The sequence below is a fragment of the Candidatus Poribacteria bacterium genome (genome assembly GCA_026706025.1).
GTDB lineage: Bacteria > Poribacteria > WGA-4E > WGA-4E > WGA-3G > WGA-3G.
The window spans coordinates 1-24057 of sequence record JAPOZO010000006.1 but is presented as its reverse complement, the minus strand read 5'-3'; the positions used below and the strand labels follow the sequence as shown (position 1 = coordinate 24057).

General features: G+C 48.5%; 10 protein-coding genes. All 10 read right to left on the bottom strand.

The genetic code is table 11. From position 1 onward, the window contains the following. Entirely contained in the window at nt 1-4656 is a 4656-nt protein-coding gene (locus OXH00_01265; GenBank protein MCY3739628.1) for a leucine-rich repeat domain-containing protein, read from the bottom strand. Between the two features lie 64 nt (nt 4657-4720). Further along, complete coding sequence (locus tag OXH00_01260; GenBank protein MCY3739627.1) at nt 4721-6994, bottom strand: leucine-rich repeat domain-containing protein; 2274 nt, start codon at nt 6992-6994, stop codon at nt 4721-4723. 363 nt (nt 6995-7357) lie between these two features. Continuing rightward, nucleotides 7358-11602, bottom strand: a complete 4245-nt coding sequence (locus OXH00_01255) for a leucine-rich repeat domain-containing protein (protein MCY3739626.1) — start codon at nt 11600-11602, stop codon at nt 7358-7360. Between the two features lie 222 nt (nt 11603-11824). Beyond that, nucleotides 11825-13975, bottom strand: a complete 2151-nt coding sequence (locus tag OXH00_01250; protein ID MCY3739625.1) for a leucine-rich repeat domain-containing protein — start codon at nt 13973-13975, stop codon at nt 11825-11827. Between the two features lie 203 nt (nt 13976-14178). After that, on the bottom strand, nt 14179-16761 hold the full coding sequence (locus OXH00_01245) for a YibE/F family protein (protein MCY3739624.1): 2583 nt from the start codon (nt 16759-16761) through the stop codon (nt 14179-14181). 14 nt (nt 16762-16775) lie between these two features. Further along, nucleotides 16776-17351 carry a Uma2 family endonuclease gene (locus OXH00_01240; GenBank protein MCY3739623.1) on the bottom strand — a complete coding sequence of 192 codons (576 nt, stop codon included), beginning with the start codon at nt 17349-17351 and terminating at the stop codon, nt 16776-16778. Nucleotides 17352-17556: 205 nt separating this feature from the next. Beyond that, on the bottom strand, nt 17557-19395 hold the full coding sequence (gene uvrC / locus OXH00_01235; protein MCY3739622.1) for an excinuclease ABC subunit UvrC: 1839 nt from the start codon (nt 19393-19395) through the stop codon (nt 17557-17559). A gap of 45 nt (nt 19396-19440) precedes the next feature. Next, nucleotides 19441-20154, bottom strand: a complete 714-nt coding sequence (locus OXH00_01230) for a tRNA (guanosine(46)-N7)-methyltransferase TrmB (protein MCY3739621.1) — start codon at nt 20152-20154, stop codon at nt 19441-19443. 225 nt (nt 20155-20379) lie between these two features. After that, nucleotides 20380-21129: an NAD-dependent epimerase/dehydratase family protein gene (locus OXH00_01225; GenBank protein ID MCY3739620.1), complete on the bottom strand. Its 750-nt coding sequence runs from the start codon at nt 21127-21129 to the stop codon at nt 20380-20382. Between the two features lie 20 nt (nt 21130-21149). Further along, nucleotides 21150-23867 carry an HD domain-containing protein gene (locus OXH00_01220; protein MCY3739619.1) on the bottom strand — a complete coding sequence of 906 codons (2718 nt, stop codon included), beginning with the start codon at nt 23865-23867 and terminating at the stop codon, nt 21150-21152. Nucleotides 23868-24057: the final 190 nt, after the last annotated feature.

The following is a 24057-nucleotide window of genomic DNA, read 5'->3' as shown; positions in this document are numbered from 1 at the left end:
CTATTTCACTATTAACATTTTTCTCGTAGCCGTGAAATCACCCGCAGTCAACATATAAAAATACACGCCGCTCGCGACGGGTTCACCTACCTCATTTTTGCCATCCCAATACGCCGCGCGGGTGCGACTCTCATAGATGCCAGCAACCTGATGCCCTAAAGTCAACGTCCGAATCAAGCCACCATCCGCAGCATAGATATGCACCCTGACATCCGCAGGCTCCGCGAGGTGGTAGGGTATCCATGTTTCCGGATTAAACGGGTTCGGATAGTTCGCAAGCAACGCCGTCTCTTTTGGCAGTAGCAATGCTAAAAGTCGCTGAAGATTCGCGATACCTTGCCTAAAGACGAGCGAACCGTCATCTTCAGTCTCCGCCTGTGCTATCCATGTCCGAATCATTGCTGGATCCAATTCCAAACTATCTATTGCAGCAACATAGAAAGGTGCAGCCGCTTCGGTTGATTCCCCGAAATATTGTGCGACAACGATGAGATCTAAAATATTAATAATTCCATCACCGTTCACATCTGCTTGTGGATTGCTGGCGGCATCTCCACCTAAATATTGTGCCACCAGAATTAGATCCAGGACGTTTACCTGACCATCCTGATTGACATCCCAAGCCGGATACTCGCGGTCTTCCACAGTGATAACAATTTCAGGAGCGTCCGATGGAATTGCTTCACCGCTGCTGGAGCCAGCGTAGAAATTGCTAAGTGTCACTCGTGTCTCTCCGGCAGCCTTCGCCTTGAATGTAACCAATAGCAGCGTGCCTGTGCCGCTACCACTGCCCTTAAGCTTCGCTGCGCTGATACCTGTGATTTTACCTGCCGTGTTATCAATGGAGCCTTGGAGAAAGAAGGTATCTCCACTTTTCACCTTCAGAAAATCGCCTTCGCTCACCTCAACCGCTTCAAGAACATCAGGAGCAAATGAAATATCGGTCTGCCACCCCGCTAAATCAGTAACATCATTTGCGTTGAGACGAAGGGTGAAGGTATCGCCCCTGCGAATAGGCTCTGCATCTGTGGAAAGTGAGAACTTGAGATCACTGACATCCGAAACAGATGGATCTCCGACCGTGATGATAATATCAGGTGGACGAGACGAAATCGTCTCACCAAGGCTGGAACCGGCTTGAAATTTGCGCACAGACAATCGGCTCTCTCCATTCGCTATCGCTGTGAATATAACCGACAACAGCGTGCCTTCACCGCTACCCCCACCTTCGGAGATCCGTGCAGAACCGATACCGCCAATTCTCCCTGTTGTATTATCAATCGTGCCTTTCAAAAAGTGCGAGCGTCCACCGCGCTGCCTCAGAAAACTGCCCTCACTCACGTTATTTACTTTTAGTACCGCAGGATCAAATACTATATCACCTTGCCACCCTGCTAAGTCAGTGATATTTTCTGCTTTGAGTTGAACGGTGAACCTATCGCCAACTTCAACCTGTGTCGTCGCTGTGGACAAGGAGAATCTGGTGCTGGGTGATAATACCGTATATTTGGCATCAGGTGCGAACCCGAAAAAGCCGCTCCAAGCCCCACCCCCTTCATAAACGGCAACTAACAAGATGTTTATCCCCTCTTTCAGAGTGACTGGGAATTGATCTTGGAAATTATTAGCACCTCGGTTCACAGGATTGTTGTGAACCAAATTGCCATTGAGCCAAACCTTGACAGCATCATCGCTTCCGACAAGCATTGTTGTGTTTTGCACGCGCGGTGAGTCTAAGGAGACAAAACCATAAGCGACATGATTATTTATATCGCCTGCTCCCAAGCCGGCAGCATTCACCATATCATTGATATTATTGCTCCTTGTTGCTGATATGTTACCAATTGTCCATACTTTGTTACCAACAGGGTTACCCTCAATTGCTCCGTTGGCAGCGATTTCCGGCTCCGTTACAGTCCCGCTACTTATTTGTGCCAGGAAATCTATCCCGGAAGTAGCGGCACTTGCGCCGCCCGTTTCTCCTGTCGATGCAATTATCCATAACCACGGACCTTCTATTTTTTTTCCTCCGCTTGCGACAGTGGAACCTGCATTGCCTTCCATCCGGACGAATGTTTTATCAAGTAATCCTGCTAAGGCCGAAAAGTCAGATATTGCATTGTTGCGGAGGTCTAACCGTTCCAAGTTGGTTAACCCCGCAAGCGGTGATACATCCGATATTTTGTTGTTCTCAAGGTACAATAATTCCAATCGTGTTAGTTTCGCCAATGGCGATACATCTTCGATAACGTTAGCATCAAGGTTCAGATGCTTCAAACTTTTTAGATTCGTCAGCGGAGATATATCCGATATCTGATTGTTGATCAATTCTAACCATTCCAACTGCGTTAATTCCGCCAACCCAGAGATATCTGAGATATTACAATTGTGAATCTCCAAACGTGTTAGATTCCTTAACCCCCTCAGAGATGGCAGCACGGATATTGACCTATCATTACCAAATTCGATCCAGCTGAGTCTCGGCAATTTCGCCAAGGCGGCGAAGTCTAAGATAGGGGTGCGCCAAGCGTCTATCCGCCCCAAACTGATTAATTGGGCAAGCGGGGACACGTCCGATACAGGATTGCCTGAAATCCCTATACCGTTTAATTTGATCAATCCAGCAAGCGGGGACAAATCGGTTATCTCGTTCTCCTCAAGACCTAACCAGTCCACGTTGATTAAACCAGCAAGCGGGGATACGTCCGTTATCCTGTTTCCTCGCAGTTTAATATTATTGAGTTGGGTTAAGCCTCTGAGCGGAGATAAGTCGGATATCGAATTACGACGAAATTCTATTCGTTCCAGTGCTGTTGCAGCCTCAAGCCCCGTCAAATTGCTAATCCCTGCATCGTCTGCATCAATCCGCGTCAACCTTGCCATATCCGCCCCTGTAATCAAAGCACCTGGGGCTTTACCGAGCAAATTTTCTATCACAGTACGGAGGTTCGGGTCGGGGATAGAAACCAGATCACCAGGGCGTAGGTCCGTCACCGGTTCGACTGGCTGTGTTGTCGCGTCGTCCGGGGAATTCAGCGCGGAAATCACTTGGGCAAAATTGGAGGTCCATGCATCCCGACTCACATCTCCGTCTTCCAACAACCCCGCTAAACCTAAGTCCCGCAAACGCTGCTTATCAAGAATCTCTTGGAGGAAAGTCTCTGCTTCTAAACCGACAGCAGCGGCAGCGTGTGATGCGTCCACGGGACCTTGAAACGCCTCGTAGAAACGATGCACAGGCTCAATACCACCAAAGACACCACCAGTCTTTTCGAGTGCCGCCCTATAACGCTCCGTGTCTTCCTCTACAAGATCATCCATCACCGATTGCTCCACATACAGTCGCAACCCCTGATCTTTCACCGGGCCAGCAGGTGCTTTTTCAACAACCGCGCGCACTTCGTCTTCAAACGTTTTCATCCCTTCTGTGTGGCAACCGATACACGAGAGACCATTCCGCACGGCAGGGTTACTCGCCGCAGGGTTGGAAACGATATTTGTTGGTGCCTCATCTATCCGATTCCCAGACGCATCGGAAATATAGTATCCCTGCAAACCGTTCGGTAGATTGAACACTACCTCACCACCGTCGGCTCTGAAAGTCAACGGATGCGTAAAGATGTTCTGTGGACCTACACTCCCCGCAAAGTCGTAACTTTTCCAATATGCCCCATACCGGGAAGTGTGCCGTTCCACAACACGGTTGTTATTTGAAACCCCCGAATCGTTGAAACCCGCACGCCAGACACGAACACCCGGCGCACTGTCAATATTTCTCGTAACATTGACTTCCAACTGTTGTTCTAACTCCCGATCCGTCTCGGGGAGGTCCAGAATATCGTGGTAAAGTGGTGGCAACGACGCATTCGCAAGGAACCAATCCACATGAATAAACGGCACTTCGCAAGCCATCTCTGTACGCAAATGCGTCAACTTTTCGTGGAGACCTGCTTGCGTCTCTGGATCAAAGTCAATGCTGTAGGGATATTCCCGTTCAATCTGCGTCCACGCTTCGTTTCTAACATCCCATTCGTAGTGGCGCAGATCAATGTAAAAGATTGTCTCTTGGAGATCAATGGGCTGGGGGTTAATGACATCAAAACCCCAAGAGAGGCTGTTGACGAGTTTCGAGAGCGCGATCTTATAGGCATCAAGTGCTTCGGGACTTTCGCCAGCATTATAGAGATGCGTGAGTGTGAAGTAGCGAGCCGATGGACGATCAAATGCCGAAAGCCCCTCAAGATGCGCTTGAATGGTATTCAGCATTGCATCGGTCGTTATGAAGTTGATATCATACTGCACCTCCCAATCCGGCGCGCCTGCTTGAATCCAAAGCCGAATCGTCTGAATCGCATCAACCGACAAAGCGGGTTGTCCCCACGGCATTCTCGGTTTTTCCGGCGTATCTTCAATTAACCGATCTAAGAACTCAGAAGCATTCGGATTCCTCGGAACAATCGCCCCAGAGGCAATGAGTGCGGCGCGATCAATGACGAGATCTTCCGTAAAGGCACCGTGTTCACCATGGCAACCGAGGCAGTTTTGCTGAAAGATCGCATACGCCTCTTGCGCGAGATTTTCTTGCGCCTCTGCTATGCTAAACCCCAGTCCGAGGAATGTTAAGATAACGAGGGCAAAATATTTGTTCGTCTTCATAGTCAATCTCCTTAGTTCTCGGTTGACGAGGTTAGAAACCTCGCCAATAAAGAAAACTACCAGTCTACTTCTGTATCAGCATTTTGCGCGTGGCTGTGAAATCGCCTGCAGTGAGCGTGTAGAAATACACACCACTCGCTACAGGTTCACCGAGTTGGTTGCGACCGTCCCAATACGCCGCACGACTTCGGTGCTGATATACGCCCGCCGGTTGATGCCCTAAGTCTAACGTCCGAATCAAAGCACCATTTACAGCATGGATGTGAATACGTACATCACTTTCTTGCGCTAACTGATATGGAATCCATGTCTCCGGGTTGAACGGATTTGGGTAGTTCGCAAGCAGTGCTGTTTTCTGTGGCGTCAACAACGCTAAAAGCCGTTGAAGATTTGCGATCCCCTGTTGGAACACAAGCGAACCATCATTTTCTACTTTTGCCTGCGCTATCCATGCTTGTATCATCGTTGGATCTAATTTCATAGCATCCATAGCGATGACAGAGGGTGCAGCAGAAATTCCGCTGAGTTCGCCGAGGTGTCCGGCCACGAGGATGAGATCAGAGATGTTGACTCTTCCATCCGCGTTCACGTCCGTGCGTGCGTTGGCAGGGTTGGCTTTTCCGAAGTCTTGTCCTACCAGAATGATATCCAGAATGCTTATTATCCCATCTTTATTCACATCATAAGCTGGCACTTCGATTGTGATTTTCTTATCAGGGTGGTTCAGCGTATATTCCGCGTCTTCGGCGAAACCAAAAAACCCACTAAAAGCCCCGTGCCCGCGATTGTCAACAGCAACTAACAAGACGTTTGGTCCCTGTTTCAGAGTGACGGGGAACGCATCTTGGAAGTCGCCAGCACCCCGGATCACAGGGTTATAGTGGACCACCTCTCCGTTAATCCAGACTTTTACTTCATCATTACTCCCGACAAGCATCGTTGTGTCCTGTTCACGCGGTGAATCCAATGTGACGGAACCGTAAACGACATGGTCATATACCTCAGAACCTGATCCCCAACCGAGGGCATCTGTCATTTGGTTGAGGTTGTCTCCACCTGTGGGGGCGAGTTCGTGTAATGTCCACTCACTATTGCCGACGAATTTTCCTTCCGTCGCGCCAAAGGTCGCCACCTTTACCTCTGTAACCTTGCCGTTGCTCGCCTTTGCCAACAGGTCTGTGTGGTCAAGGCGTGCCCCAGGCACAATCACCCACAACCAGGGTCCGACTATCTTTGGACCGGCTTCCGGGAAGGTGGAGTTAATGAAATCTGAGTGCGAGATTGATGTGCTCTCGGAAAATCTGTCCAAACTGGATACGTCTGCTATGGCATTGCCAGTAAGCCCTAACCACGTCAAGTTAGGCGAAGAAGCAAGCGACGATACATCCGATATCGCATTGTTGCTTAGGTCTAACCATGTCAAGCTCGGCAAAGACGCAAGCGGAGATACATCCAATATCGCGTTGTCGTTGAGGTCTAACCATGTCAAACCTGGCAAAGATGCGAGTGGAGATACATCTGATACCTCATTATGTTTAAGACTCAAACGTGTTAAACCTGTTAAATTTGCCAAGGGAGAAAGATCCGATATTTCGTTACCAGCAAAATACAACTCCTTGAGTCTCGTTGCGTCCTTCAAGGGAGAGAGATCCGATATCTCCCCACCGCAAATATTTATCTCCGCCAACTTTGGCAATTTTGCCAACGGGGCGAGGTCTAATATTGGGGTGCCCCAAGAGTGAAAGTGGACCAAGTTGGTTAACCCTGAAAGCGGTGAGAGATCAGCTGGTGGGTTCTCGCTCATTGATATCCCTTCAAGCTTTATTAAACCAGCGAGGGGAGATAAGTCAATTATCAAGTTATCTGAAATACCAAGTCCTCTCAAGTTGATTAATCCGGTGAGCGCGGAGAGATCAGATACCGCATTATGCGCGAAATGTAGCCTTTCCAAGCTGATTAATCCGGCGAGGGGCGTGAGGTCGGATATAGCGTTATCTTCCAAACCCAACCTATGTAGCCTGACCAATCCCACGAGCGGTGATATATCAGATATTAAATTGTGGTTGAGTTCCAGTCTTTCCAGATTTGTTGCAGCCCCAATCCCCGTCAAATCGTTAATGTTTCTGTTAACTGCTTCAAAGTGGGTCAATGTCAACATCTCCTCTGCCATAATTGTGGCACCTGATGTTTTACCAAGTGCCTCTTCAATCGCAGCGCGTAGGTTTGCATCGGGGATGTTAACAGTCTGTGCCATCGTCGTCAGTGGAAACAAAAAGCAGAGCGTTGTACAGAAGGTGAGTATGTAAACAAAAATGTGTTTTCTTTTCCTGAGTACCATCCTGTTTTATCTCCTTTTCTACTACCGGCAATCGCGCCGACAGTCTCTTAGTCACTGTGTAAACCTTCATATTTTAAGTTAAGGGTACTTTAACTTCAAGCAAATGTCAACATCATTTCACGAGGAAGTAGGACATTTAATTTTACCAATATTTTCGCTAAAAAATTGGAATAGATAACGTGGATGGGTGTCCATTACCCAACTACATATTAAAGACACTTTTTTTCGTAAAAAACGTGCAAAATCCCAAAAAAAAATAAAAAATATAGGCTTTTTACAATAAAATCTGGAAATATAGGCTTTGTAGGTATTTGCTGCACAAGTGCACATGAGCGATAGAAGCACACCCGCCTCATCAAACGCTTATTTCATTATTAGCATTTTCCGAGTAGCAGTGAAATTACCAGCCGTTAGGGTATAAAAATAGACACCGCTCGCAACAGACTCCCCGACCTCGTTTTTCCCATCCCAATACGCTGCACGGGTACGACTCTCATAGACGCCGACAGCCTGATGCCCTAACGCCAACGTCCGAATCAAGGTGCCTCCTGCTCCGTAGATATGCACTGTCACATCCGTAGGCACCGCGAGGTGATACGGTATCCACGTCTCTGGGTTAAACGGATTCGGATAGTTCGCAAGCAACGCCGTCTCTTCTGGGAGTAACGATGCTAAAAGCCGCTGGAGGTTTTCGATGCCTTGCTGGTGGGCAAGCGATCCGTCATTTTCAACCCGTGCCTGCGCTATCCATTCTTGAACGATTGCCGGGTCTAAGTCCAAGGTTTCTATAGCAGACACACTAAAAGGTGCAGCCGCCTCGGTTGATTCCCCGAAATGTTGTGCGACAACGATGAGATCCAAAATGTTGATAATTCCATCGCCGTTCACATCTGCTCGTGGGTTGCTGGCGGCATCTCCACCTAAATATTGTGCCACCAGAATTAGATCCAGAACGTTCACTTGACCATCTTGATTCACATCCCACGCGGGTTTAGTAGGTCCGTCTCCTTCCACAACAATGACAATTTCTGGCGTAATAATCGGGATCATCTCTCCTCTGCGAGACCCCACCTCAAAATTATCCAACGTTAATCGACTCTCTCCACTACCAATGACAGTGAATTCTATCGTGAGCAGTATGCCTTGCCGACCGATTCGCCTATCTTGAGAGATGCGTACTGCCTTTAAACCGGTGATTCGACCAGTTTTGTTATTAATCGTACCAGCATCAAAGAAAGGCGGTTCGTCATCCTCTTTCAGAAAATTGCCCTCGTTCACTTTATCTGCTCTTAGCACAGCGGGGTCAAATACGATATCCGCTTGCCAACCACCTAAATCGGAAACGTTTTCTATATTCAGATGGAGGGTGAACGTCTCTTCAACCTCATAGCGTGCTGTATCTGAGGAAAAAAAGAAGTTGATACCCGGTTGGAACACGGTATATTTCGCGTCAGGTGCGAACCCAAAGAACCCGCTAAAACTCCCATGTCCGTGATTGTCAAGGGCAACTAATAAAACATTTTTACCTTGTTTCAGCGTGACAGCATAAAAATCCTGGTAATCGCCAGATCCACGTTCAACGAATGCTTTGTGAACCAACTCACCGTTGAGCCAAACTTTGACGGCATCACTGCTGCCGACGAGCATTGTCGTCTCCTGTTCCTCCGGAGCATCTAAAACCACAGAACCGTAAACGATATGATCATATATCTCCTCACCTGTTCCCCAACCGAGGGCATCTGTCATTCGGTTTATGTTATTCCCACCGGTAGCGGAAAGCCTGTGAAGCGTCCAGACACTGTTTCCGACAGCTTTCCCTTCCTTCGCACCGTTGGCAGCCACCTTCAGTTCTGTCGCTGCCCCGCCTGTTGCTCGCGCCAGAAAATCTGTGTTTTCGTTGAGGCGCGTTCCTGGAACTATCGCCCATAACCACGGCCCCGTTATTTTTGAACCGCCAGATGGGAAACCCGGGTTACCAGACATCCGAACAAAGGTTTCATCCGGTAACCCTTCTAAAGGTGAAAAGTCGGATACGGAATTATTCCGAAGATCTAACCGTTCTAATTTAGTCAACCCCGTCAACGGCGATACATCCGAGATGTTGTTGTTTTCAAGGTACAGCAACTCCAATCGCGTTAACTGCGCAAGTGGCGATACATCTTCGATAATGTTAGCATCAAGATTCAGATGTTCTAAACCCCTTAAATTCCGCAACGGCGTTATATCAGCTATCAAGTTATTCACTAATTCCAACCATTCCAGTTGGGTAAACTCCGCTAAGGGGGTAAGATCTGAGATATTGCAGTTGTTAATTTCCAACCGTCTCAGACTCCGCAATCCCTTCAGAGATGGCAGTGCCGATACAAAGTTGTTATTTCCAAATTCTATCCATCGCAGTCTCCGCGCGCCCGCCAAAGTAGAGAAGTCTGATATTGGTGTATTCCAAGCATTTATGCGTTCTAAACTGATTAAGCTGGCAAGCGGCGATACATCCGATATTGGGTTGCCGGAGATCCCTATCCCATTTAATTTTATTAATCCCTTCAGCGGCGATAAATTTGTTATCTCGTTCTCCTCAAGTCCCAACCAGTCCACGTTAACTAATCCAGCAAGCGGGGATACGTTGGTGATCCTGTTACCTTGTAGCTTGATGTTATTTAACCGGGTCAATCCAGCCAAGGGAGTGAGATCGGATATAGAATTGTTGCGAAATTCTATCCGTTCCAGTTTTGTCGCAGCCTCAAGACCGATCAAATTGCTAATCCCTGCATCATCGGCATCAATCCGCGTCAATCTTGACATCTCCTCCGCTGTAATCGGAGACCCCGCGGCTTTACCCAGTAATTCCTCAATTACAGTACGTAGGTTCGGATCGGGGATAGAAACCAAATCACCAGGGCGTAGGTCCGGCACTGGCTCGACTGGCTGTGTTGTGATGTCGTCAGGTGAATTCAGTGCGGAAATCACTTCGGTAAAGTTAGAAGTCCAAGCATCGCGCTTCACATCTCCATTTTCGCTTTCCAATGCCGACAAGCCTAAACGTTGCAAACTCGGATTCTCACGAATTTTTTCAAGGAATGCCTCAGTCTCTAAACCGACAGCAGCGGCAGCGTGTGATGCGTCCACGGGACCTTGAAATTCCTCGTAGAAACGATGCACCGGCTCAATACCTCCAAATACGCCGCCGGTCTTTTCGAGTGCCGCCCTATAACGTTCTGTATCCTCTGCCACAAGATCATCCATCACTGACTGCTCCACATACAGACGCAATCCCTGATCTTTCACCGGGCCAGCAGGTGATTTCATGATAACAGCGCGCACCTCATCCTCAAACGTCTTCATCCCTTCTGTATGGCAACCGATACAAGAGAGACCATTCCGAACAGCCGGGTTGCTCGCCGCAGGATTCGAAACGATGGTCGTCGGTGCCTCATCTATCCGATTCCCAGACGCATCGGAGATATAATACCCCTGCAAACCGTTCGGTAGATTGAACACCACCTCACCACCGTCGTGTCTGAAAGTCAATGGATGCGTAAAGATATTCTGTGGACCTACACTGCCCGCAAAATCGTAACTTTTCCAATACGCACCGTATCGCGAGGTGTGCCGTTCTACGACGCGATTGTTATTTGAAACCCCCGAATCGTTGAAACCCGCACGCCAGACACGAAAACCCGGCGCACTGTCAATATTTCTCGTAACATTGACTTCCAACTGTTGTTCTAACTCCCGATCCGTCTCGGGGAGGTCCAGAATATCGTGGTAAAGTGGTGGCAACGACGCATTCGCAAGGAACCAATCCACATGAATAAACGGCACTTCGCAAGCCATCTCTGTACGCAAATGCGTCAACTTTTCGTGGAGACCTGCTTGCGTCTCTGGATCAAAGTCAATGCTGTAGGGATATTCCCGTTCAATCTGCGTCCACGCTTCGTTTCTAACATCCCATTCGTAGTGGCGCAGATCAATGTAAAAGATCGTCTCTTGGAGATCAATGGGCTGGGGGTTAATGACATCAAAACCCCAAGAGAGACTGTTGACGAGTTTCGAGAGTGCGATCTTATAGGCATCAAGTGCTTCCGGACTTTCGCCAGCATTATAGAGATGCGTGAGTGTGAAGTAGCGAGCTGATGGACGATCAAATGCCGAAAGCCCCTCAAGATGCGCTTGAATGGTATCAAGCATTGCATCGGTCGTTATGAAGTTAATATCATACTGCACCTCCCAATCCGGCGCGCCTGCTTGAATCCAAAGCCGAATCGTCTGAATCGCATCAACCGACAAAGCGGGTTGTCCCCACGGCATTCTCGGTTTTTCCGGCGTATCTTCAATTAACCGATCTAAGAACTCGGAAGCATTCGGATTCCTCGGAACAATCGTCCCAGAAGCAATGAGTGCGGCGCGATCAATGACGAGATCTTCCGTAAAAGCACCGTGTTCACCATGGCAACCGAGGCAGTTTTGTTGAAAGATCGCATACGCCTCTTGCGCGAGATTTTCTTGCGCTTGTGCGATTCCAAATCCCACCAGGATGAAGGTTAAGATAATTAAAGTATAGCACAAACCGTGTATGTGTGGTCCGAGGTATTTTCCGGTTTTCATCATTTATCTCCTTACTGAAACATTGACACCACAAGAGTCCTCTTTAACTCTCACTGCAAGGCAAACTGACAGTTGAAAGGTTTTTCGTATGAAGATTAAGAATTTAATCGGGTAATTTTCAGTTTTCTTGTCGGACCCGGTGCGGTTAGGAAACCGCATCTACCGGGCATGGAGTAAATTACCCAATTTATTTGTTAAACCTCATTAGAAAAACCGCCCCGACAACTATTTCGCTATTAGCATCTTGCGCGTGGCTGTGAAATCGCCTGCAGTGAGCGTATAGAAATACACACCACTCGCTACAGGTTCACCGAGTTGGTTACGACCATCCCAGTACGCCGCACGACTTCGGTGCTGATACACGCCCGCGGGTTGGTGTCCTAAGTCTAACGTCCGAACCAATCCGCCGTTCACTGTAAAAATCTGTAAAGTGACTTTGGTAGGTGCAGCGAGTTGATACGGTATCCATATCTCCGGGTTAAACGGGTTCGGATAGTTCGCAAGCAATGCCGTCTGCTTTGGGATTAACGTCTCTAAAAGCCGTCGGAGGTTCGCAATCCCCTTTTGAAAAGCAAGCGAACCATCGCTTTCAATCTGCGCCTGTCCTATCCACGCCTGTATGATCACCGGAGAAATCGCACCGTTCATAGCAACGGCAGAGGGCCCCGCGTTCCCCGCATCTGCGTCCATACTTTGTGCCACAAGGGTCAGGTCCGATATATTGACCTTTCCATCACCGTTTACATCGGTTCGCGGGTTAGCAAGTTTACTGTTTCCGAAGTCGCGAGCGACCAAGATCAGGTCCAGAATGGTCACTTTTCCATCTTCATTTATATCGGCAACACGCGGCGTATCCAACACAAATGAAGGCCCCGGTAAGTATACTGTGAATTCCGCGCCGGTATCAAACCCAAAAAAACCGCTCCACCAGCCTTCACCCTCGTAGACAGCGACTAACAAGATATTTGTTCCCCGCTCTAATGTGACAGGAAAACTCTCCTGATAATCGTCAGCGTCCCGATCTACAGGTTCGTTGTGAACCAAAACACCGTTGAGCCAAACCTTAACAGCATCACCACTACCGACAAACATCCTTGTGCGCTGTTGGCTCAGTGATTCGACGGTAATTGATCCGTACGCTACATGATGATTTATATCACCCAATCCCAAAGCCGTAGCGTTCACCATATCATTTATGTTATTGCCACCTCTCCGAGAGAGCTCACCAACTGTCCAGACTTTATTCCCAACTGGTTCACCTACCACCGCCCCTCCTGTAGCGATCACCAACTCTGTTACTTCACCACCGCTGACTTCTGCCAGAAAATCTCTCCCAGAAGCAGCAGCGTCTGAACCGGACATTCCATCTGTCGGTGCAATAACCCACAGCCACGGTCCCTCTATTTTCGGTGCCGCGGGTGTGAATCCGGGGTTGTTATGCCGAATGATATGTATATTTTTAGGCAAGGCATCTAAAGGCGAAAAGTCCAATATTTCATTGTTTTCAAGGTTTAGCGAAGTCAAGTTGGTTAATCCGGCGAGCGGTGATACATCTTCTATTTCGTTATTTTCCAGATTCAGACGCGTCAACCCCGTTAGGTTCACCAAGGGTGACAGATCCCATATCTCATTGCCAGCAAAGGATAATTCTTTCAATCCTGTTGCGCTTGCCAATGGAGAGAGGTCCGATATCTCTCCACCACAAATATCTATAACCTGCAATTTTGGTAACTTTGCCAAGGGAGAAAGATCTGATATGATGGGGGTCCCCCAAGAGTTAATGGTTCTTAGGCTGATTAATCCGGCGAGCGGGGAGAGATCAATTGGTGGGTTTTCGTGCAGCCATATCCTTTCAAGTTTTACTAACCCAGAAATCGGAGAGAGGTTAGATATCAAATTATCCTCAACAGCTAAACCGAACAAATTGATCAATTCTTCAATTGGGGAGAGATCAGATATTGAATTACGTGTAAAAATTAGCCACTCCAAATTGATTAATCCGGCGAGCGGTGACAAATCACTTATCACGTTGTCCCGCAATTCTATAACACGCAGATTGATCAAGCCAGTAAGTGGTGATAGATCGGATATCAAATTATTATTGCATCTTATCTCTTCCAAATTTGTTGCAAATGCGAGTCCTGTCAAATTACGTATGCCAGCGTTATGCGCCTCAAGGTCCCTCAACGTCGCCATCTCCTCCACCGTAATTGTGTCCCCCTGTGCTTTACCTAAAGCTGTCGCAATTGCCGCACGCAGGTTGGCATCGGGAATGTTAACGGTTTGTGCCACCGTCGTCAGTGGAAACACAAAGAACAGTGTCGCACAGAAGGTGAGTGTGTAAACAAAAACGGATTGTTTCTTAATCAGTTCCATTCGGTTGTATCTCCCTTTTTTATTACAGGTCTGCCATTCACAAAGGAGGCAGTTTGCAGCCACGCCGGCATTTTGGCAGCAATTGTGTAGGTCACCAATTTTCAAGTTAAGGATACCTCAACATATAGGTGAATGTCAACAGTTTTTCAAGGGAAAATATGAATTGGTAGGACGGAAACTGAATGCTAATTGCTGACAGCCAATTACGCCTTCTGCTTCGGATTCCAGAAAGCGCAAATCACCGCTGTAATCGGAATCGCGAGGACTAAGCCGAGCGTGCCAGCCAGCAACCGCACAATCTCAGCAGATACAACGCCGATGCTTAATAGCTGCGCGGGTGGTGATTTGAAGAAGTCCAAGTTCGGCGCTGCAATCGTGACGACAAGCAGCAACTCCACACCGAGATAAGCAAAGACCAACGTATTCACCATCGTTCCGAGGATGTCCGTACCGACGTTGAGACCGGAGGCGATGAGCCGCCATGTCGGCATGTTCGGATTCGCTTTACGGATTTCCTCCATACTCGATGCTACCTCAATCGCGCCATCAACAGCGACACCTAATACACCCATCAACATCCCGGCCAAAAGGATCTGCACGAAATCGAAGGGTGGCGTGCGCGTCGCCTCGATAATGTCGGCGGAAATGGCATTCTCTAACCCAGAGAAATGGAGATGTTGCTGCGCAAACAGGACAATCAGACCCGCGACCAAGATACCACCCATCGTCCCCAGCACAGCTGAAAACGTCTTCCGACTCGGACCGATGACGAACACCAAGGACACAAACGCCACCGCGCCTGAAGTTAGCGTCACGATGAACACTGCATTCGCGCCGCCTGAAATCAACGGCAGCATAAAGAAATAGATGACAGCAGCAGAGATGAGCATCGCACACGCCGTCCGGATGCCTTCAATCCGGCCGACGAGGATAATCAGGAGCAGCATCCCCCCGACCATCCAAATCAGGAACCGGTCTCTACCATAATCTTGGACGATGTTAACGAGGCTGACCTGATCAGGATCGCCAGCAACACGGCAGAGAATAACATCACCCGGCTCCGCGGGGATGCTCAGCAACGGCATATTGTGGTTCACGATATTCCGTAGCACCAAGCGTCTGCCTTCATACATACCACTCAGCATTTCTACTTCAAGGATATGATGCTCGCTTTTCGATTCATAGACGTTGAGGACAGTCTTCCCTTCTTGCTCCATTTCACGAATACTATAGGTCTGCTCATACTTCTCGTCTGAGAGAAGCCAGCGGCTGTCCTTCCAAGGTTTCACTGAGACGGTGACTTCGTCAGAGAGCGGGATATTCTCCTCACCGAATGCTTCACGCAGCACTGCTGGAATGACACGATTGTCCAGATCAGTTACAGCACTGCTGTCAATCTCAAAAAGGAAATTCCCGTTCGACTCAAGCAGTCGGACGACTCTACCTTTCGCGTACTCCGATTGCTCAGAGATCGTCGCGGAGAGTCCGTGCGTTCGGTAGTAGACAAAGATCGTACCAATCAAGACGATAACCATTGCGATAGGGACAGCGATACGTGCTTTGCTGTGTGGCGGATCAGCACGGAACAACTCCTCTAACTCTTCTTCTGAAGGCAGGTCCTCGTGAATCTCGGATTTATCCACCTTTGCGTATTGCGTCAGGAATCCGGCAACGGACGCAGCAATCGGGACTGTTAACACCAATCCGATGGTGCCAACCACCGCTTGAATAATCGCAACGGATGTCGCTTCATCGTTGACGAGACGGAGAAATGGATAGAGGTAACCGACCTCTGGGAATTCAATGCGCGGAAGTAGCATTGTCATCATGTGCGCGCCGAGGTAGGCGAAGATGAGCGTATCCGCCATCGTTCCCATAATGTCGCGTCCGACATTCAACCCAGCGCGAATGGCTTGCCGGACGGTTATGTTCGGATTCACCTGCTTGACTTCGTGGACGCTTGAGGAGATGGACATACTCACATCCATCATTGCCCCGACAGCCCCCAAGATGATGCCAGCAGATAGGATACCTGTGAAGTTCCAATTATGTGATTCCGGTGTCCGCCACAGCGCAATCCCGAGTTCAAGGAACCCAAATTCCTGCGCCAATCCGGTCAGTGCCATTGCATGTTGACTGATTACCGACAAGATACCAACAGCAGCCAAGCCGCCGAGTGTCCCAAGTACACCAGAGATGACTTTGAAACTAAATCCTGTAATGAGGACAAAGGTCGTTAATGTGAGGAATGCAGCAATGAGGAGGGCAACGCCGATGGGGTTATAACCGCTGATAGTCAATGGCACCAGCAGATACAATACAGCGAGGGCAGTGACAAAGAGCGTCAGAATCGCGCGGACTCCTTTCATCCCGGCGACAAGTATCATCAGAACGCCTAACGCGCCCGCCAGATACAGCAGGAACGGCGTGCGGAAGTACTCTCGCATTGATACCCGGTCAATTTTCGGGTTCAGCGGGTCCCGGAGCGGAATATCAAGGAACAGGACATCGCCTTTGTGCAACACGCGATCGCCGAAGGCACGTCCCGTCCAGATGTTGTTGACTTTGACGATCTCCCCACGAAATTGCCCGGAGAGGATACGGAAGGACAATACCTGGTCCGCCTCGTCACTTGTGTCTATGCTAATAACACGTCCCAAACAGACTAACACCTGTAACGCGCCATCGTGCGTCACCTCTGCGAACCGATAAAGCTGGACGTGTAAAACCGCGACGCTCAGCAGGATAAGTAAGATCGCAACGATTTTGATGTTTCTTTCTTTCATGTTGTGTTTTCAGTTCAGTCCGAAAATGTGACACGCCTATAAACATGACCCAAAAGGAGCTCACATTCAATTGAAGTGACAGGCACTACATCCTCAAGTTTGTGAAATTCAGTTGCAGACCACTGGTTTTCTTGTCGGAGATGATGCTCCAAGTGTATTCGGTTTTGCGAAATAAGGATGTACTCTTTCAGCGATGCAATCTGTTGATAACGTGTAAACTTCTCGCGCCGATCGTATGCTGCAGTCGAAGGCGACAGGACTTCTACCACGACAGTCGGGTTAAGAAGTGTATCAAAAACATCATCTTCAAAACGTGGTTCCCCACAGACGACTGCAATATCTGGGTAGAAGTAGGAGACGGGCGCGTGCACCCGAACGCGCATATCGCTGGCATAGACGAGGCAATCCTCGTCCACCAATTGGTTATAAAGTTGATTTGCTGTATTCATCGTAATGATATTGTGAGCGTTGCTCGCGCCCGACATCGCGACTATCTCTCCACCCAGATATTCATGTTTCGTAACCGCCTTGCGTTCCCAATTAAGATATTCTGTTGGTGTCAGATATGTCTGTGCTATAGGCGTTGACATGTGTGCCTCCACTGTTCTTGTCCTCTCAAAAGTGCAAAAATTTGCGAATCAAATCGCAAGGCTGTCATTGCAAATAATATGCCAATCCAGAAACACTACAGATCGCCAATCCGGGCGTTAAAACTGCACCAATCGGTGCAGCACTAACAGAAAATTGCCCAAATCCGTGCAGAGAAGTTCGTAAGATTGATACAGCACGCAGCTGTCAGAGATGCTTCCGAATATTTTCGGCAACACTGCGGGGGATGCCTTTCACAGAGAGCAACCCGTCTAAACTCGCCGCTCGGATCGCCTCAATAGAACCGAAATGTTGAAGCAGTGCCTGTTTCCGTTTCGGACCGAGGTTCGGAATCTCGTCAAGCACAGACGCACTCAGCGACTTCTGCCGGAGCCGCCGATGATACGTAATCGCAAACCGATGCGCTTCATCGCGCAATCGTTGGATCATGTGTAAAGTCGGATTATCTTCTCGCAACACAACCGGTTCCGATGTCCCCGGCACGAAAATCTCCTCAATCCGCTTCGCAAGTGCGATCATCGGAATCTCAGGAAGATCGGACGAAGCAAACGCTTTCATAGCTGCCTGTGCCGCACTCAATTGCCCCTTCCCACCATCAATTAACATCAGGTCTGGGAGTTGATTGAATTTTTCATCGTCCGCGAGGGCACGGCGGAAGCGGCGAGTGATCACCTCTTGCATCATTGCGTAATCGTTCTGCCCTTCAACCGAGCGAATCTTGAATCGGCGGTACTCACTTGAAGCCGGTTTTCCATCCACCAAGACCACCATTGAACCGACGGCGAACCGATCACCGAGATTGGAAATATCATACGCCTCAATCCGTCTGAGCGGGTGTTTTAGACCCAGCAGCTCCTGTAGTTCAACAAGCGCAGGCTCCACACCACTGCTATAAACCACATTTTGCTCCCGCTGCGTCAACAGAATCTCAGCATTTTTCGATGCCAAAGTTTGTAATTTCCTGAGTCTACCGGCTTTCGGCACACTTAATCCGACACGGCTTCCACGCTTCTCACTAAGCCAGTTTTCTATCAGTTCTACGGACGCAATCGGCATCGGCAAGACAACCGTTTTTGGCACGAAAACCGCGTTTTGATAATACTGCGAAATGAACGCACTTAACGCCGTCGCAAGCACTTCAGGATCGGCATCGTTGAGGTAGTAGTGTTCACGTTCAAGCAGTTTACCATCTCGAACCCGGAGCAGCTGCACACATGCAATATCAGGCTGTGCCGCAATGCCGATGACATCTTCATCGGCTGCGGAAACACTATCCATGTTCTGTGTTGTAATCACCTGTTGAACGTCTTTAAGCGTATCGCGATACTTCGCAGCAGTCTCAAAATCGAGTGCCTCCGCCGCGGCTTCCATCTGTTCCGTCAATTCCTTAACAACAGCGTCTGTATTCCCACTCAAGAACTGACACACCTTCCGAACGATCTCGTCGTAATCTGCAACACTCATCTTATCTGCACAAGGCCCCGGGCAGCGTCCGATGTGATAATCTAAACAGACCCGATACTTATTTTTCCTCTCTGTGAGCGGTAAGGTACAGGTCCGAATAGGAAAGAACTTTGTCAACTGCTTCAGTACCTGACGTGTTGAACGTACATGAACAAATGGACCGAAATATCGTGTTCCGTCGTTCTCGGCTTTACGGGTGATATGGATGCGCGGAAAAGGTTCATCCGTGGTTACGCGCAGATACGGGTAGCGTTTATCGTCTTTCAGTTTTACGTTGTAGCGGGGTTGATGCGCTTTAATCAGGTTATTCTCTAAAATCAACGCCTCTACTTCCGTCTCTGTAACGATATAATCAACTTCAGTAACATACCGCATCATCTGTGAGGTGAGTGCATGTGCAGACTTTTCGCGAAAATAGGAGCGCACGCGCGTTCGCAAACGGATCGCCTTTCCGACATAGATGACACTGCCATCGGAGGCTTTCATGAGATAAACCCCGGGCACATTCGGAAGAGATTGCCACAATTCTGGGGTCGCCTTTTCCTGTTGCTCTGTGTTCATCTTTAGGCTCCTGTGTTGGTTTCTGACACGCTCCCGTGGTTACATCTACTCCTGAGAGAACTGCACTTTCTCATACACTGCCCGATAGATAGGTCTACCTTCTAAGATATACTTGGTTTCAAAGTTCGTGGCGATATCGCGATCGGGTTTGAGAGCAACATCAATAGGATGAAGTGCCGACAAATCCGTAAGCCGTTCCTGAATCTCCTGGAAATATGTCTCATAATCTGTCACAACATATAACCTACCATGATCTGAACTGAGTGTGCGCGTCAAGGCTTCCAGAAAGTCTTGATTCCGAAAAATCCGTCGTTTTTGCTGCCGCTTTCTGGGCCACGGATCCGGGAAATAGATATGATACGCCTGCACGGATGCTGCAGCAACATATCGGGTCAAAAAGTAGTTGGCATCCGTCCACGCGAGCCGAACATTTGAGAACATCCCAGACGCCCTATCGACACCGAAATGTCGGATGTACTTTTCAAACCGCTCCCGTGTCAATTCAACGTATTTCTGCGCCCGTTCTACGCCGACATAATTAACTTTCGGATGCCGTTTCGACGCTTCAAGCAGAAAACGTCCCTTACCGAATCCAATTTCTATTTCCACCGGATGCGCATTCCGAAAAAGAATTTCCCAATCAATCGGTGCAGCCACCTCATTGAGCGAAACAGTGTGTTCTGTAATAATGTCAATGATCTGGGAATGAGAAGTTGTATTCTGATAGTAGAGGTCAGTGTAGTTGGGATTTTCGCGCATTTTTTCTTCTTAGTACCAAAAACAGAGTTCGTAATGAAATTATGCCTTAAATGGCATAATTTGTCTTAGCTTTACATTTGGAGAACGGATATACGGAACGAAACGCCAAAGTATCAAAACCACTTCGCCGAACCGCAAGGAAAATTAAAAAAATCGTAATGTAATGGAGAACGGATATACGAAACCCCAAAACATCAAAACCACTTCACCGAACCGCAAGGTATTTTAAAGATATTTGTGGAGATGCGTTTTAACCAAATTATCCTGCGGTTGATACCCCAACACCTCAACAGCACCACTAATATCAAGGTAGCTCTGCTGATACCCGTCAGAGTTCGCAGAACGTCCATACGTAACCAGATATTTTACCGGTCCATCGTAATCAACAGCGAGACCGAAAAGTTGGACACAATCTCGTGGGGTCAGGAGTGTGCTACAGTGGCGAATCCCGCTCGGTTCGTACGTTCCATTGAAACTCCCGATACGAATACTAATGAACCGCATATCGTGTGCATCGACGAGATACCGTCCCGCGATCTCTGCCATCCCCTTCATCGCGCCGTACCACCCGTCCGGGCGAAACTGATCACCGGTCGAGAACCGAGGTGGCGAACTCAATCGCTCATTCCAGCCTGAAACGTGGTTCGTGCTGGCGTATATAATCTTTTTAACGCCGCCCTCTCGTGCTGCTTCAAAGAGGGTCATAGACGCGCCAATGTCGCTGACTTCGCCGGGCGTTTTCCCAAGCGAATCTTGGCGTACATAAGCCAGATGCACCAACACATCCTGATCACGGCACAATTCCTGCATCGCAGCGTAGTCACGAATATCCGCTTGTGCGACGCGGGAACTTGCACCTACAATTGGATTGATATCCATCAATGTTAGTGTATAGGTATCTTGTTCTTCCCACGCCTTCCAGAGCGCGGTGCCGACCGCGCCAGCTGCACCTGTAATAAGTACACGTTGTTTCATCTTTACCCCTTGAAATAAAACTATTGCCCATTTTGAGCCGCCAACGCCGCCATAATATCAGCGTGTACTGCTTTCGGGTCAGCCACCGGTTGGACATAGAACCGATCAATCGCCCGTCCACCTAACCCGGAACACTTACACATCTCAACGTTCAATCCAAGTTTCGCCAAGATACCGCTGAAGTAGTGGAGGAATCCCATCTTTTCCTCACCGACAACGACAATCTCTGAGTAACTCCGTGCCGATTCAACAGTGACATCATCAACCTGCCACGTATCATTCAGATTCACATAGTGTTTCTCAAAAACCTGGTCGAGTGTAACTTCCTCTGCGAGGAGGCTTCGGATGTCAAAATCGAGGTCCCGCTTGAGTTCTTCATCAAGAGGCATTGGTTCGCCTTTGTGATGGAGTGGCTGATGGACAAGCCGATAGATCTCAAGCTCAATATTCGTATCCTGTTTCGTATAGACGCGTGCGTCCCGGACATCTATGCCGTTCGCGAAAAAGAGACCGCTCACTGTGTGTAACTTCCCGATCCGACTTGGACTGCAGAGATGCAGTTCTGTAAATCCGGGACGGTCAATAAACTGGACGATCCCAGTGCTGGGTGTCGCAGCCGTCTCTGTAGATGCTGCTTCTGCTTGTGTCGTCATTTTTATATGCATGGCGATATCTTCAGGAGAAACGCTAATACGATAGGAGACCGGCATGTGGTGAAGGAACTGCTGAAATTCTTCAACCGGTGCAAAGGCACCCCACTGCGTCTCCTCTTGCCCGACAAAGCGAGTCCGAGCGACTTCATATAAACTCTTCAAATTATGCTTAACCACATGGCTGAAATTTTGCGAACCGTTGGCTTTGGAATCACAATAAGTGAGCAGATACAGTGCGGTTAAACGCTCCAACGAGTTAACCTTCTTACAAAATTCAGCGATTGTGCTTTCATCCCAATGATGATAACGTGCCAAATCTATCATCGCGAGGTGTTCTCGGATGAGAAAGCAGATATCATCTGTCTGTTGCGAATTGAACCCAAATTCGGGTGCGATGCGTTCCGCTTTTTTCGCACCGGTCGCAGGATGGCTCGGATCCGGCTTGTCTATATCGTGAAGGAAGAGTGCCATATAGAGCGGACTCGGATCTGAAAGCGATCGAAATACGGTGTTGAGTTCCTCTAATTCGGAAGTCGGGGACGGCGTCGGCGGCGCGCCAAAACCACCTGCACCACCAAACGGACTACTCGGTTCCGTTTGCCGGATTTCATCCAGATGCCCGATCGCAACGAGTGTATGTTTTCCGACCGTATATGGATCAAGACTCCGCTCGCTCCGTGTCATCATCGCCCTTTCAAAAAGTTCCCCGCCCTCTCCGAGATACGACAGAATATCGAGTCTATGTAAGCGTGTTAAGGTCTTCGCAACATCACCAGGTATGTTCATCAACTCTGCCATCCGTCCTTGGAAGGAACGCCAATCAAACGCGTGAACATAGCGGGAGATGAATGTAGAAAGTGATGCATCGATTTCAAAATCGTATTGCTGGAAGTAGATGAACAATGTAAAAAGCTCGCTTGCATCCAACTCACCAAAATTATTATCCATGCAATAGAGCATGTCCGTCCTGACTGCAAGCACATCCGAGATAGGAATTCCGTTCGCCAACATCTTCCGAATCAACAATTCCGCTTTGAAATGCAGATATTTTGCCTTCGCGTAATATTCCGCCATGAACGCGTAACGCCCTTCGTCGGTTTCATCTGTTAATTCAAGGACGCGAGCGATCTGTGCCTGCAGCATATCCTCCTTCTCAGGATGATAGGTGAGATCATCATGTGGCGCGTCAGCAAGCACATGAAGCAGGTTACGCACCTTGAACATGAAATCCAGTGACGGCATTAGCTGCTCATCGTCGTAGTGTTCGTAGAGTTCAGGTATCGATGTAAAGTCTGGCAGCCCACATATCCAGAGCGCGTATTGAAGCGTCCGAAGCCCGCCGCGTCCGGTTTTCACATTCGGTTGGTTGAGATAGATGGTATCCTCAGAAGCCTTGAAAGCATCCGCCTTAGATTTCAACAGGTCCAGGACGAGCGAGATATCCGATTTTTCAGAATGCACGACCTTCCGGAAACGCTCCGTCAGCGTTGAATCACCAGTGATAAACCGCATATCAATCAGTGCGGTCATGTCTTGATAATTCCATTGCGCCACATCCGCCAGCGGCCGATAGATGAAACTAAACTCAAACCCCGGAATTACCGAATGGAGGCTGTCAAAAAAATCATAGAACCATCGGATGAGTTCAAGCGTGCTCTCATCGTAAATATCCTCTAAATCCACAGAAGAAGTATAGATAACATCTACATCCGAAAAATAGCAGAGTTCGTGTCTACCGTAACTCCCGACACCGTAGAGCGCGACATCCGGCATCCATCCCTCTAATTCTGCCGCTAAGTCGCTCGTATCAACATCTGGAAGTTGGCTCAGGACATCAATCTGCTTCTGGAATTCGTCTCGAATCTGGAAGGCGGCGACCTCATAAACCTTCTGAATCACGACATCCCACACCTGTGTGTGGATGCCACAAGCCCCAAAACCGCTTTCGCCCTCCAAGATACGGGCTTTTAGCTGCTCCCGCTCGGATTGGATGAAAGCAGCAAGTTGTTTTTGCAACGCTTCAAAAGTTACATCCAAGTCAGGCACATAGGTATTGAGTCGTTTTTTGATCTGTGTGTCATCCATTTCCCATCACTCCTAATATATTAGCGCAGTCCAATTGTGGCGTCGTTACCTCCAAATCTCGAAATGACTAAAGGATTCATTAAACGCATTATACATCAAATACGGAAAAAAAACAACTGTCGTTTCAATCCTTAACAGAGCCATTCAGTTTTCATAATGTACTTTTTTCATGAGTTGAAGAGCTTGCCAA

What these genes read in the sequence shown, in the direction of transcription:
- OXH00_01220 (MCY3739619.1), bottom strand. Translation starts at nt 23,867, where the DNA reads ATGGATGACACACAGATCAAAAAACGACTCAATACCTATGTGCCTGAC.
- OXH00_01260 (MCY3739627.1), bottom strand. Translation starts at nt 6,994, where the DNA reads ATGGTACTCAGGAAAAGAAAACACATTTTTGTTTACATACTCACCTTC.
- OXH00_01250 (MCY3739625.1), bottom strand. Translation starts at nt 13,975, where the DNA reads ATGGAACTGATTAAGAAACAATCCGTTTTTGTTTACACACTCACCTTC.
- OXH00_01245 (MCY3739624.1), bottom strand. Translation starts at nt 16,761, where the DNA reads ATGAAAGAAAGAAACATCAAAATCGTTGCGATCTTACTTATCCTGCTG.
- OXH00_01230 (MCY3739621.1), bottom strand. Translation starts at nt 20,154, where the DNA reads ATGCGCGAAAATCCCAACTACACTGACCTCTACTATCAGAATACAACT.
- uvrC (MCY3739622.1), bottom strand. Translation starts at nt 19,395, where the DNA reads ATGAACACAGAGCAACAGGAAAAGGCGACCCCAGAATTGTGGCAATCT.
- OXH00_01225 (MCY3739620.1), bottom strand. Translation starts at nt 21,129, where the DNA reads ATGAAACAACGTGTACTTATTACAGGTGCAGCTGGCGCGGTCGGCACC.
- OXH00_01240 (MCY3739623.1), bottom strand. Translation starts at nt 17,351, where the DNA reads ATGTCAACGCCTATAGCACAGACATATCTGACACCAACAGAATATCTT.
- OXH00_01265 (MCY3739628.1), bottom strand. Translation starts at nt 4,656, where the DNA reads ATGAAGACGAACAAATATTTTGCCCTCGTTATCTTAACATTCCTCGGA.
- OXH00_01255 (MCY3739626.1), bottom strand. Translation starts at nt 11,602, where the DNA reads ATGATGAAAACCGGAAAATACCTCGGACCACACATACACGGTTTGTGC.